Here is a 14,109-nt window from a genome sequence, read left to right on the forward strand (position 1 = left end):
ATTTAAATATAAATTAATTAGTTAACCGTCAAGGAATAATAAAATACTTGTGATGTAATCTTTTTAAAGTCGAGGAGTCTCATCCCCTAACAGAGCATTACGTCCTTTATATTTTCAATAGGTCTTTCATATTACGGATAACAAACATATGGACTATTTACTATTTTTTACAATTTGTGTAGCTGCTACTTTTTCCCCAGGGCCTGCGGTGTTATTGACTGTGAAAAATTCAGCCGTGTATGGGGTTGAGCGAGCGGTCTCAGGGATTCTTGGAAATATTGCAGCTATGATCACAATGGCAGGCTTATCGGCTACAGGGTTAGGTGTTCTTCTTTTGGCATCTGAATCATTATTCCTATTTATTAAAATGGTTGGCGGAATATATCTACTTTTACTTGGAATAAAGACGTGGAGATCAAACAAACGGACTTTAAAAAATTATGAGCCCCAAGCTAGCGCGCATAACAGAAAGATGTTGTTTCGTGAAGCGTATCTGGTTGGTGTAACTAACCCAAAGGCTATCGTGTTTTATTCGGCCTTGTTTCCTCAGTTTATCGAAGTTGAACATTCCATCATACCGCAATTTATCTTGCTTACACTCACCTTTACATCGTCGTCATTCCTAGCACTTTTAACATACGCGTTAGTAACAAAGAAGCTTAAGTTTTGGCTTATAAAGGAAAAGGTTAGAGCGACATTTAATAAGGTTACTGGAGGGATATTTATTGGATTTGGCTTGTCTTTGATTATTAGCAACAAGACATAGAAGTTGCTTTAATAATGACTTCAACGCTACATGGACGACCGTTCCTCACTTAGACTTAATATATGAGTAGAGTGACTCGCCTGAACAAACTTAGCTCAAGCTGTTTTTACCACTGCTACCACTACCCTTTGTATGACAAGATTAATACGATGAGCTAAATTAGTGGAACAGAAAACCTTGTACAAGGGCTCAGCATAACCCGCCACACCTCTTCAAAGGAGTCAAAGTATGCGTTTTAAATCGCCTTAAAATCACTCTTGGATTAATATTAGAAGAACAAACCATACAAATGGTAAAAATTGCGCAACAAACATCATCCGTCCTAATGTCCTCTTTGCTACAGTCATAACGTTTTACCACTCTAATAAGTAAACACGCCAAACTTTAGCTCTTTACTTAAAAACAAGATGCTCACAATCACATGTAATCTTGATAAAGAATCATTATTTATCAAGATTAGAAAATTAAACCTTCAACTTATGAGCTGAGCAGCTAAGTTGACTCAAAGACTTAGATTAATGACCAAGCCTCGCTATAAAAAAACTAACTGGAAGCAATATAATCAAGCTTTAATCAATCATTAGTCACTGATATTTTGGATTGGTGAAAAAGCAATTCAGCATTTAGCCGTTGATGCTATTTGATGCTACAGGGCTGAAGGTCTACGGTGAGGCAAGTGAAAAGTAAATGAGCATAGACCTCCAAGTGTGACTGCCCTCAAACACGAATTTCACCAAAACCCTAACCTTAAAATTTGATGTACTTATGTTATTCCAACAGAGATTTTAATCACCATTCCCAAAAATCCACTTCATATCTAAGCCGTTCAACCTCCTCATCGGTCAGTTCAGGTATTGCTTTGATAGGTCTTCCTCTGCGTTTGGGGGGAGATTTCGTCGGCTTAGGTTTAGAGGCTCTCACTTTTCGAGTTTTAGGGTTACTCACAAGCTGACCTGATAATATTCCACTAATAACTTCCCCTATCGCCTCAGCAGATTGCGATACTTGCGCATCATCCACGTGAGCGTAACGAAGCGTGGATGAAATGCGCGTGTGACCCAACAGTTTCGACACCATTGGGATAGGATACCCCTCTAACACCGCATAACTGGCAAAGGTATGGCGCAAATCGTGAATGCGAACATCCTCGATATGGGCTAAGGCTCGCACCTGTTGCCAGACCATACTAACCTTAGTCGACCGACTCACAAAACGACGCAAAGGCATAAACACATCATCGTGTGATTCGCTACGCTGTGTCCATGCTTGCTTTGGTATGTCTGAAAGGAGTTTCTGCGCTTCCTTGCCCACATACACCACCTTCGCACCCGTTTTGCTGTCCGGCAAGTGCCACTCCCTGCCTTTAACAAAAGACCATTGCAGGCCTGTTACCTCTGAAATTCGACACCCCGTTAACAGCACCAGTTTTAGCACCTGACAACAGCACGCTTCCAGATCACCCTGCTGGCTGACCACCGTTAATGCCTTCTGCAGTCGCGCTAACTCATCCAAACTCAAAAAACGATTGAGCTTTTTTTTTGCGATTTTGCTTGAGACCCTCACAAGGGTTGTCCATGCAATAACCTTGCTTCACCGCATATTTGAAGATAGAACGAAGCACATCAAGATTACGGTTGGCAGCCCCTGCGTAATTCTGGCTGAGTTCATCAAACCAACGATGCACATGAAACGAATCAATACGGCTGACAGGAAAACGTCCAAACTCGGGCAACAAATGCCTTCTTAAGGCGCTCGACGCTGTCCCTTGTGTACTCAGTTTCCATCTTTTGCAGACCTTATTCGTCCATTCTTCTTTCACCAAAACATCAAAGCGGAGCAACCGTATTGGTTTCGTCTCTTTGTCTAAAAAAGAAGACTGTAAAGCTTGCACGTGTTGTCTGGCTTGTTTTAGGGTGAATTGTCCCACTGCCGCCAACGTCTTATTGGGAATGGATAAATGAGTCACATAGAAACGGCGACCATCGGTATAAACTCGAACCCCTAACGCTGGAACTTGAGTATCCCACACCGTATACGTTCGAGTTTTTGAATGAAGTGATTGAATCACTTTAGAAGTGAATAACAGTGACTTCATGAGCGCATCCCCTTAACGAGTACACCCGACACATGAGAGGCCGCCTGACACACGTCCTCACGTCCCAAATGCGCATACTTTAGCGTCGTTTCCGCTTCAGCATGCCCCAAAAGACGACTCAGCACGATCACGTTCACCTTCGACTGAATGGCAATACTGGCGTAGGGTGTGGTCAAAAATTGAAAATACAGGGGCATTTTTGGAACACTTTCCAATTAGTCTTTGTTTTCACTAAGAGGCTAAATTATCGATGAAAAACGCCCCTATTGGAAGGGGTTGGGGTGTAGATTTGACCACACTGTTTTTACATTAACGCCAAGTTACTCTTATACAGGGGCACTTTCACCCCAAAAATACAGGCTAGAAATGAAAAAATTCTAGAACGCACCATCGCATCAAACCAATCAAATATCCTTTTATATACTGGAGGCATTTCGTGAACAGTATCTAATCCTGATTTTCATTATAAACCCTTAACAAATATAAATTAAATGTAAATAATTAGCTCTTAGCCTTTGTGTTAACTTATAAAATAATAAGTAACTATCTACTTACTCTGGCAATAAGTAACAAAACAATAATGGAATTCGTCATGGAAAGACAAATAAAACTATTTTCACTGAAGAGAAAAGGAGCAGCAGTCCCTAAATTAAACATAATTAGTATCAAATCAACTTTCTCATGAAGACGAAGCTTCTGGGTTTAAAGATACTTAATTTCAATTAATTTTGGTCGTTAAAATTATGGTTTTTCTTATAAAAAAGAGTGCGTTGCTATGAAAAATGAAAAGTCAGTGAAAACAATTCAAAAAAAATCGAAGTTTAGAGACTATTTACGCTATCTGCGGATTAAATTTAAAAGGTATAATTTTAAAAGTGGAAAAAATAAAAATGCATCTCTCGATGTGAGACACCTTTCTGACCATTTAAAAAAAGACATTGGTATATATGATAAAGACCACTAACATCATTAATATCTCTTCGTACTCTTGTCTTACTCGTTGTGTCACAAAGTTTAGTTGCACTACATGCGCACTGATTTTTAGAGGCAATTAGGCTGCTGTCTGCAAAATGTCTCCCAAAAAGATAATCCTTCAGGATTATATGAGCTGTCCATTTTAATTATCGACCATAGTTCCACTCCTACAAGGGTGGAACTAGCTTCCTCATCAGGTTTCCATTCCGGGCACTGATACATCTTACCTTGCCAGTGACTTTGCTCAACGATTAGACAATGGTCAATATTGTGTAGAGACAGATAGAAAAGGAGTACTTCTTTGATTTCATCATCAATGCTACAGGAATACAACGTTCACTCGATAGAAGCAATCCGGTACTTGATAGCCTGCTAAGTCAGAAACTGGTGATATTCAAATGGGCTTGTATGCTCTTGGGCGGATAACTTGTGGTGATTTTTACATAGTCAATAACATAGATATGATTAATAACCAAATCTCCACTTTATTGTCATCCTTCAAGCTAAAAAAAGGGGAAACCAAAACATGTATCTAGCCTCATTCATAGCTTTGGTTGGCTCGCTCTTATTTACATATTTCGAGATACCACTAGGTGTAATGTTCGGTGCCCTGATTGCTCTTTTGTTAACGGTAAAAACAGGGTTTACTCTAGCTCTTCCCAAAAGCACATTGACCGGAGTACAGTTAATCCTTGGTGCCACAGTGGGCTCAATCGTCCCTATGCAGACTCTTTCCAAGGGTTATCCGATATTACTTTTTGTGGGACTCGTCCTTTGTATGTCCGCACAAGTTCTCACCTCGTATCTCTGGCTTTCTAAGCGAGAGAAATGGTCAAAATATGAAAGCCTACTTGGGGCGGTCCCGGGAGCGATGGCCGCGGTTCTTGTCATTAATGAAAATCACAATTCACCTTCTAGTAAAGTGATTTTCACTCACACAGTTCGACTCATTTTCTTAATCATAGCTTCCGCTCTTCTTGTCTCAGCGGACAATTCACCAGTTCCTGGGCCGGCTATTTCCTTAGACAACCTTTGGATACTTCTCCCACTTTTCCTCGCCTACTTTTCAGGTTTGCTTCTCGATAAAATTGGTACTCCAGCACCGTATATGGTGACTGGGATGTTAGCAACTATGTTTGTGAACTCTGAGTTACCGTCATACAACTTTCTTGTCCCGACAGAGCTTGTTTTTATTGCAACATCCGCTCTAGGGGCATTAATTGGGATTCGTCTAAAAGATATAACCGTTGTAGATATCTTCTCTTATGCGCGAGCTGGGATTATTGCTACAACGTTAAGTCTTACAGTCACAGTTGTTTTTGCATATATATTCAGCAAGCTAATTGATAAGGAGTTCATCGTACTCTTGATGTCGTGGGTTCCGGGCAGTGTGGAGTCTATGACTGTCGCTGCCATTTATCTTGGACTAGAGCCTGCATTAATAATGCTTAGTCATATCATTCGCATGATAATGCTTCATTCTATCCCTCTCGGCTTCAATATTTATAAGTATTTACGGAGACAATTATGAAATGGGACATTGGTGTTGGCTTGGTTTCATTAAAAAACCTCAGTTAAGACTGGTTTTTTGCTTTTTCCATTCCTAATAAGCTCTTTTCACTTAAATGCATTTAATTTACCTATTGAAAGAAATTCAACTGGAACTTCCGTTCTTCAACGGTATCCAGTCTGTACTTTGTAGTATTGAAGAGCGGAGTTACGCTGCTTCTATCTAAAAACATCAGAAACAATAAAGCTTGAGAAGTACAATATCCTCTCATCATTTTTTGCTTTGAACACATTATTCATCATCGGTAAATCTATCTAATTTCTATTTAGACCGTCAACCTCCTTCGGTAATCACACCACTCCCAAAAAGTGAACACTAAGGCGATCTTTTCCCAGAGCACACCCAGAGCACAGTCCCAATGCATGGCGGCATAACACGTCTCTGGACAAAAGTTTGTTAGGCGATTTACTCTATTTAGACCATTACGTATTAGAAAAAATATAGGTATTACACGATATATTTTGGTTATCACTCCTCAAGGTATGCTCAATATTTACACATAGAAAGACTGTGCTATTCAATAGGCAATCTCTAAACATCGCCAGCAACCACGACATCATAATGTATGGGTTCGACGTCATATCATGGTGAGAGCTGCGTTAAGTTGCTTAAACAATGGTGGGTGATTAAAAATATCAGTCATAGTACGACTAGGTTTATGGATTTAGAGCGTACTGCGGGAATCGCCCCCGCATCATCATCTTGGAAGGCTGAGGGTAATAACCATTAAACGCTGTACGCTTTGCGTTCATATTCCTTGATAATCAGTGGGGTGCTTAGTCAGTTTTAGCCTAGAAAGCCAAATCAGACTTGAAATGGACATCCACATAGTATTTCATATGCTCGGAGCGACAATACCCGCTCCCCAAAGGACGCGAACCGAAGTAGAAAAAAGAGATATTACATACGCCGAATCAACCATTTAGGGATTGGTTCTACGCACCCATCAATCGAGGCTCACTTCTGTGGCCAATTCAACTCGACCACAATAAAAGAACATTATGAAGAGTAAAAGAAGCAGACTTCGAGATCATGAACTGGAAGCCAGTTTATTCAAAAACCGAGCCGTGTTTGCTTTCGTATGTATTGTCTTTCTGGCCGGGCTGCTGGTTCTCAACATTTATAACCTGCAGGTGACAAAACATCAGTATTATCAGACACGCTCTAATTCTAATCGTATCAAAATCATTCCTTTGCCGCCGACCAGAGGGCTGATTTATGACCGCAATGGCGTCCTTTTAGCAGAGAATGTGCCAGTGTTCAGCTTAGAACTCGTGCCAGAAAAGATAAAGAATATTCCCAAAACGATTGAGAGACTCCGTGAAATCATCGATATCTCTCAAGAGCAAGAAGAAAGGTTTAATACAAACCTCAAACGGGCACGACGTTTTAGTTCCGTGCCTCTGTTGGACAACCTCAATGACGAACAAGTCGCCAAATTCTCGGTCAATCGCTATAAATTTCCCGGCGTGGATGTCATGGCAATGCTCAAGAGACATTATCCCTACGCCGATATTTTGACCCATTCACTCGGCTATGTAGGACGCTTGAACGAGTCGGACCTCAACAGGTTCATCAGTGAAGGGAAAGAGCTCAATTATAAAGCCACCAGAAACATCGGGAAAATTGGCATTGAACGCTATTACGAAGACATGCTCCATGGCAAAGTGGGCTATCAAGAAGTCGAAGTGAACAGTCGTGGTCGCGTCATACGTGTACTCAAATACGTGCCGCCTATCCCTGGTCAAGATATCACCCTCAATATCGATATTGAGCTTCAAACCTACATCCATAACCTGCTTGGCGGTCGAAAAGGTGCCGCCGTGGTGCTCGATCCTCGCGATAATGGCGTCTTAGCGATGGTGTCCAGTCCGAGCTATGACCCCAATGCCTTTGTCAGCGGCATCTCCAGGGCCGCCTATAAAGCCTTGCTCAACGACAGAGATAGACCCTTGGTCAATCGCGCCACGTTAGGTACCTATTCTCCAGGCTCGACCATCAAACCCTTTGTTGCCGTTGCCGCCCTCAATGAGGGGATCATTACCCCGAGAACCAAAATTCGCAGCGTTGGCGCGTGGCGAGTTCCCAACAGCAACTCTCGCGCGTTTCGCGATTGGCTCAAATGGGGCCATGGTAGCGTCGACGTGACTCACTCTATCGAACAATCCGTCAATACCTTCTTTTATCAGATCGCCTACGATATGGGCATTGACTCACTCTCCAATTGGATGATGATGTTTGGCTTTGGCCAAAGTACCGGGATCGATATATTCGAGGAAACGTCGGCAAATATGCCAACCAGAGATTGGAAAAGAAGTCGTTTCAATAAACCTTGGTACATCGGTGATACCATCCCTATCGGGATTGGACAGGGTTACTGGACCACTACCCCCATCCAAATCGCCAATGCCACTTCCATCCTAATCAATGATGGCCGAAAAAAACCGATCCGGTTGCTCGATAGTGTGTCGGGTCACAACGCGTCGACCGCCAAAGAGCCAACCGAATTCCCGCCGATCGAAGGTGTACCATCAAACTACTGGGTACTCGCCAGATACGGCATGTATTTGGTGAACCACGGTAAAAAAGGCACCTCCAGAAAAGTGTTTCGAAACGCTCCCTACAAGAGCGCCGGGAAATCCGGTACCAGTCAGGTCTTCGGTCTGGCAGAAAACGAAGAATACGATGCTGAAAACATTCCCGAACACCTAAGAGATTTGGCCTTGTTTACCGGCTTTGCCCCATACAACGATCCGCAAATCGTCGTGACGGTGATCCTCGAAAACGCCGGTGGCGGTTCATTCAATAGTGCGCCCATCGTTAAGAAGATTTTTGATCACGTGTTACTCGAACCAAGTCAGTGAAGTCCGAGCGATAACCCAATCGGTAGCAGTGGGCGATAGCGTCATCGCCCAAGGCTGGCCCGCATTCCCGCGGCAGCCTCAAACGGTTCATTGTAAGATCAGACTGCAAATATGATTGTCTTGCCAATCATAGTGACAAACAAACGTGTCGCTAGTGCCCGTTTCCAACTGAAGCTCAGGCGTAAATGCCAAGCTAACATACCGTTTCTCTAATCACCCTTGCTCGCTCAAAGCAAAAATAGGCCCCAATGTATTGATACGTCGCTTTAAATAACGCTTCTTTGGCCGAAAAGACGAGGGTGCAGATAAATCACATCAATAAGTAGAGCGGGAAGGCAAATTATTGTTGGCAAGTCGAATTTGCCCCCTGATACATCACGGGAATTCACGACGAACAGTATTAGAAAAATGGATAACTTCTAGTAGGGCAAAAACCCATGAACAGGATATAAATGAGTAAAATCACTAACCAATTTTGGTCGGATAAGCGACACCTGTTACCAGGTGCCGCTCTCCTAAGAACCCAGCGTGCAACTTTCACTGCACTGGGCTCAAGCCTCCGCGAAGGCGTACTATGTACACCCACTTGCCAATAAGGCAGATTTTGCAATGCACATTTGAAGCTTCAATACTTACGACCAAAGCTATTCTGGTTAAAGAGTAGCGTTGATGTTCATTAGGAGAGGCACTAACTTTATATAAAGTCATCATTTGCGTTTCTCCTTTAATAAAGTTCCTCAAATCATCTTGCAACGGGAGACCCGCTGGAAGTAGGCTCACTTTCGTGCCAGACATAAGTCTGTATCTGCATCATTACAATACAGCATTAGCTTTCTCCAGCATCCTCTACCTGCACCACTATCGGCTTTCTTCGCAGAAAGCTTTCCTTTTGAATTTTCTCTTCGCCAAGTATTCTTGGTGCTGAGGGTCAAATGGCGTTGCGGCACTTCGGATTTTCACATGTCTTTCTATTGATACTTTGGCTATTTGAAATAGATTGAACTGACAATCCATATTCATTATCTTCTGCCAACCGTGAAATTGCCATTGGCCTTTTCGGTTGATGAAGTACTTATGGGTGACCCAACTTTTTGATTTAGTTGGGTGACGCCTAATAGCCCAGAGCCATAATGCTTGGAATAGTTGGTGTCCAACGTATCCGAAAACTCGTTTAGCAACACAGTGGCGATAGTAATTCGCCCATCCCCGCATTTTGGGGTTTATCATTTTGATAAGGTTATTTACGGGGATCGTTGCGTGAGTTTTGATGAGTCTACGCAAGTTACTTAAGAATGACAGTACATTGGTTTTACTCGGTTTTATGAGTAGCTTTCCTTTGTATTTTCTGTGGTTAAACCCTAGAAAATCGAATCCATCATCAATATGAGTTGTGCGTGTTTTTTCATCGGAAAGTGTTAGACCTCTTTCTAGTAGAAATTCAGTAATCAATGGCTTTATGTCGTTCTCTAATACATCCTTTGATGTACAAGTGACAACAAAATCATCAGCGTATCCAATAAAGTTGGCTCTTGCTTTCTTCTTAAGAGCCAAGGACTTTATTTGTTGTTCAAGCCCTGCGAGAGTGATTAGCATTAATGTTGGAGAAATTATGCCACCTTGTGGCGTGCCTTCTTCCGTACGATAAAACAACCCTTTATCTACAAAACCAGACTTCAACCATTGTTCCAACATACGCTTGTCTACAGCGATGTTATCAAGAAGCCATTGGTGCCCGATTTTATCAAAACAGGATTTAATATCTCCTTCAAGAACCCATTTAGCTGCCTTCTTTTGAGCCAAGCATAAGAAAGACTGCGCTATTGCATCAGTAGTGCTTCGGTTTGGTCTGAAGCCGTAACTATTTGGGTCTGAAATTGTTTCCGAGATAGGCTCCAAAGCAAGGAGGTGGAGCGCTTGTTGCGCTCTATCTGCCATACAAGGAATACCAAGTGGTCGAAGCTTACCGTTCTTTTTAGGGATGTAGATACGCTTGAGTGGTTTAGCTTGATAAGCTTTTCGACTCAATTGATTCACTGCATTCATGCGACGTGCATCTGTATTCCAGAGCACGCCATCTATTCCAGGCGTTTTACTACCTTTGTTTTGAGATACTCGCTTAACAGCAAGAAGTTTTGCTGAACGAGAATGGGTTAGTATCCACTGTAAGGCTTTTGCTTTACCGTGATTACCTTCTCTAGTTGCCTTTGCGATACGCATTTGGAGCTTTAAGACATGCGCCTCCACAGCCTTCCAGTTAATGGATTGCCATTGTGCACTGTCAGAAGATGCACTAATCTCGTTCGAAATCATCATTTGCTTTTCTTCCTTAATAAAGTTCTTCAAACTCTCTCGCAACGGGAGACCAGTTGGAAGTGGGCTCACTTTCGTGATCAGGCATGTGCCTGTATCTGCATCATTACAATCCAGCTTTCGCTTTCTCCAACCTCCTTTACCTGCATCACTATCGGCCACATAGGCTTTCCCAGAGGGAGTGATACAGGCTTACCATGTTCCGTAATGTCAGGGTAGATGCCCACTATAATGCGGAGAGCATTTCGATCACGAAAGAATACACACAAACTTCTTTCCTACTCTCGTTGCTTATTTAGCTACAGCGTCTAAACCACTTCCGCTGCTTGTGAAATTACGCATCTGACGTGGATTCACTTCTGTTCATCATACTGACTCCCTAGCACTTACCCGATTTATGTGGTTATCAGGAGGAGCTTCCTCTCGCGATTCAGTTCCCGTCCATCAGATAGACTTTGTTACATTGTCAGGCTCGCTTCTTTATTCAGAGCCGTAGGGTCATTTGGTGATACAAATGGTTCGCTCTTTTCGTGGCGAACAACGATTCATACGACTTCATGTCGCACTAAATGGATTCACATATGTTCATCATACTGACTCCCTAGCACTCACCCGATTTGTGGTTGTCAGGAGGAAGTTCTTCTCACGATTTACTTCCCGCCAAGTAGTTACTTGACTTCGTTACATTGTCTGGCTCGCTACTTTATTCAGAGCCATAGGGTCATCTGGTGATACAGATGGTTCACGCTTTCGTGGTGAACAACGCTTCATACGACTTCACGTCGCACGGGTAGATCTGAGCTAGTTGGCACTTTTTGAAGAAAGTGCCAAGAGTAAAGCTTCAGATCTATGAAGCCTCTGGACAATTCCGTGTTATATGTATTGTTAAATTAGCATTTAACGGATTACTTTAGGGGCTCTTCTCCGCTTAGATGAGTCTATAAATTAACAATAAAACCGGTAACACATTGATTTATAATCGCTTCCCACCTTATATCTCAGTATTGTAGTTTGTCGTTATTATCTTCCGCTCTATTTAACTTTAAAGGCCAATCCGTACAGTCTGTAACGCTCGAAGAAAGCTCTCATTCAGTACTCGTCAAATGCAAGCGAGATAGACGCTGTAAAGTTGTTGACCCTGAGACTGGAGCACCGCGCACAGTCGACCACTATGTTCACCGTCGCCTGTCGGATTTACCTGTCAGTGGTCGCCCTTGCGTTATAGAAATTGAATTGGCTCAGACAAGAGATAGGCTCGGCCGAAGGTTGGTTGAAGCGACTGATTTTGTTGATAAGGGGAGTCGTTATACCAAGAGATTCTGTCACTTTATTAGTGGACTATGCAGCTATATGAGCATCCACGCAGTGTCTAAGCATTTAGACATACGCTGGGAAACCGTGAAAAATATCGATAAAGCATTTCTGTTATCTACCTTGCCCGCTTTAGAGCCTAAGAGGTTGACCAACCTTGTTCATATTGGCGTTGATGAAGTCGCCAGGGCTAAAGGCCATGACTATATGACCGTCGTTTATGATCTCGTTTCAGGACAACTTATTTGGGTTGACCATGGGCGGACTTCAAACGTACTCATCAACTTTTTTGAACAATTATCACCGCAAACGAGAGACGGCATCCAAGCGGTATCAATGGATATGGGGCAATCTTACCAATCAGCAGTGAGAAACGCTCTTCCGAATGCAGACATCGTTTTTGACCGGTTTCACGTTATGCAGAACTACTCTCTTCTGATAAGGAAAGAGCGTAATAAAGCGTTTAGGAAAGGAACACATGACGAGAAGAAAATGCTTAAAGGGACGCTATTTTTACTCCTCAAAAATGCGCCGAAATTAAGCGATAAGCAGTCAGATAGGCTAGATGATTTACTTGAAAGCAATAAGACTCTTTGTACGATTTATATGCTCAAAGAGCAGCTTCAAGCCTTATGGGATGAACGTAATTTTGACCTGATGATCGCAGCTCTTGATGCGTGGTGCCAGCTTGCTAAAAAGACGAGGATCTTATCTCTCATCAACTTCGCAGACGCGCTTTGGGAGAGAAGAGTTGGGATCTGCAATTATGCAAAATATAAGCTGACGAATGCCCGAGTGGAAGCAGGGAATGTATCGATAGGTCTTCTTAGACGGCGAGCCCGAGGAGTAAGGGATACTGATTACTTTAAATTGAAGATTAGACAAACCTCAATCCTAGAAACTCACTCTACCATTTACCCAGAAATCAAGCTCATCTAAGCGGAGAAGAGCCCTTTAGGTACAGCAAAACCCCTAATAGTGGTCAAATTCACTTAGCCACTACAGAACAAAAAATATATTGATACAGTGCATTTACTAGGGGAGCATTCAACAACCTCTGCTCTAACGATGAAGAGGTGGACACTTCACTGCAAAGTTTTCGCATACTCGCGCATAACTCTGGCATTGTCCGCGTACTCTTCATTACCACATGGTTCACCGTTGTTGCTGATCAGAGGGCTTGAATAAGCAGGGACAACCTTTTCAGAATAACTCATGACTGTCCCGTAGTTAGAACAATGAAAAGCTCCAGAATAAGGTTTTACTTTACTTCTATTTGCAGCAAAGACCTGTTCCATGATCCAAAAGTCTCCACTTTCAGAGTTAGGCCGTTCATGCATTGCCCACCCTAAATGTCCTAGCTCATGTTCTAGCACGGTAATCGGGAAGTCCTCCGCAAGCAGTACAAAGCTGTCGTTCAAGTTAACCATTGTCATCCCATTAATCTCCTCTTCGATGACCAATGGATGATTATCACTTAAAACCAAAACGTACTGCTCTTTTGGAGCGTCTAAAAACGAGTTTACCTTCGAAGAACTGATTGCTTGTTTTAGGTCTGAATGCACAGAGGAGATAGACATACTGTCATGAGATATTGATACAGAATGGCTATCCTTGAACACACGAGTTATAGGGATGCATGAGTTAGACAGTATCGTATTAGACATCTTTACCGCTTCTTGCAATCTGCCTTTTAACTCTTCCTTGTTACCAATCTGATTATCAATATAAAAGGTGACATTGGAATTAACGCTTCTTTCTTCTTCGCACTCCGGGAAAGTAAAATTTGGTTTCGTATTTCTTTGGCTGTGCATAATTATAATTACGATCACAATAGAAGCGAGAGTTAAATTTCTTTTAGTCTTTTTCATGAATCCCTCGGTCGCTATTGAGCGTTAAGTCATTAAATGTTTTAAAAAGAATAAACCCGATACTAACAATAGGAAATAATTACCACCACTAATTATTTATCGGTCACTACGGTGATATAGGCGACCTTAATGATTAAATTATGTAATTAGCTTTTTTTGCTTCTTGCATGGCCAATGCAATTTTATTAGCCCCTGATTCAGCTATGTCTTTTAATTCCTTAGTGGTCTTTAATATTAGCTCGGACTTATCCATTATGTTCCCTCTATCTTTGAATTTTCGAAAGAAGCGTTAAATAAAGTAAAACGATCTAAGGAGAATAAACTAAAAATATCAACTATATTAATAA

8 protein-coding genes are annotated in these 14,109 nt (G+C 42.1%); 4 read left to right on the plus strand and 4 right to left on the minus strand.

Features of this window, described 5'->3' with window-relative positions:
• Window positions 1-148: 148 nt before the first annotated feature.
• A complete protein-coding gene (locus AB4496_RS02345) occupies window positions 149-766 on the plus strand; it encodes a LysE family translocator (protein ID WP_102258140.1) in 618 nt (205 codons plus the stop codon).
• 789 nt (window positions 767-1,555) lie between these two features.
• On the opposite strand, the gene AB4496_RS02350 is transcribed toward AB4496_RS02345, so the two are convergent.
• On the minus strand, window positions 1,556-2,242 hold the full coding sequence (locus AB4496_RS02350) for a tyrosine-type recombinase/integrase (RefSeq protein ID WP_372130539.1): 687 nt from the start codon (window positions 2,240-2,242) through the stop codon (window positions 1,556-1,558).
• A gap of 28 nt (window positions 2,243-2,270) precedes the next feature.
• Entirely contained in the window at window positions 2,271-2,861 is a 591-nt protein-coding gene (locus tag AB4496_RS02355) for a phage integrase central domain-containing protein (protein ID WP_372130541.1), read from the minus strand.
• Between the two features lie 1,501 nt (window positions 2,862-4,362).
• Here AB4496_RS02355 and AB4496_RS02360 point away from each other — a divergent pair.
• Window positions 4,363-5,367: an AbrB family transcriptional regulator gene (locus tag AB4496_RS02360; RefSeq protein WP_017101219.1), complete on the plus strand. Its 1,005-nt coding sequence runs from the start codon at window positions 4,363-4,365 to the stop codon at window positions 5,365-5,367.
• 1,040 nt (window positions 5,368-6,407) lie between these two features.
• Entirely contained in the window at window positions 6,408-8,270 is a 1,863-nt protein-coding gene (mrdA, locus tag AB4496_RS02365) for a penicillin-binding protein 2 (RefSeq protein ID WP_102258467.1), read from the plus strand.
• Between the two features lie 858 nt (window positions 8,271-9,128).
• Here mrdA and ltrA read toward each other — a convergent pair.
• On the minus strand, window positions 9,129-10,583 hold the full coding sequence (ltrA, locus tag AB4496_RS02370) for a group II intron reverse transcriptase/maturase (RefSeq protein ID WP_102258468.1): 1,455 nt from the start codon (window positions 10,581-10,583) through the stop codon (window positions 9,129-9,131).
• A gap of 1,008 nt (window positions 10,584-11,591) precedes the next feature.
• On the opposite strand from ltrA, the gene AB4496_RS02375 reads away from it, so the two are divergent.
• The gene (locus AB4496_RS02375) at window positions 11,592-12,830 is read left to right on the plus strand and encodes an ISL3-like element ISVa7 family transposase (protein WP_102258469.1); all 1,239 of its coding nucleotides are present in this window, start codon (window positions 11,592-11,594) and stop codon (window positions 12,828-12,830) included.
• A 146-nt stretch (window positions 12,831-12,976) separates the two neighbouring features.
• Here the strand turns inward: AB4496_RS02375 and AB4496_RS02380 are convergent, their stop codons facing one another.
• A complete protein-coding gene (locus AB4496_RS02380) occupies window positions 12,977-13,762 on the minus strand; it encodes a hypothetical protein (protein WP_017101220.1) in 786 nt (261 codons plus the stop codon).
• Window positions 13,763-14,109 lie beyond the last annotated feature (347 nt).

The sequence above is a fragment of the Vibrio sp. 10N.222.46.A1 genome (genome assembly GCF_041473595.1).
Classification (GTDB): Bacteria; Pseudomonadota; Gammaproteobacteria; order Enterobacterales; family Vibrionaceae; genus Vibrio; species Vibrio tasmaniensis_A.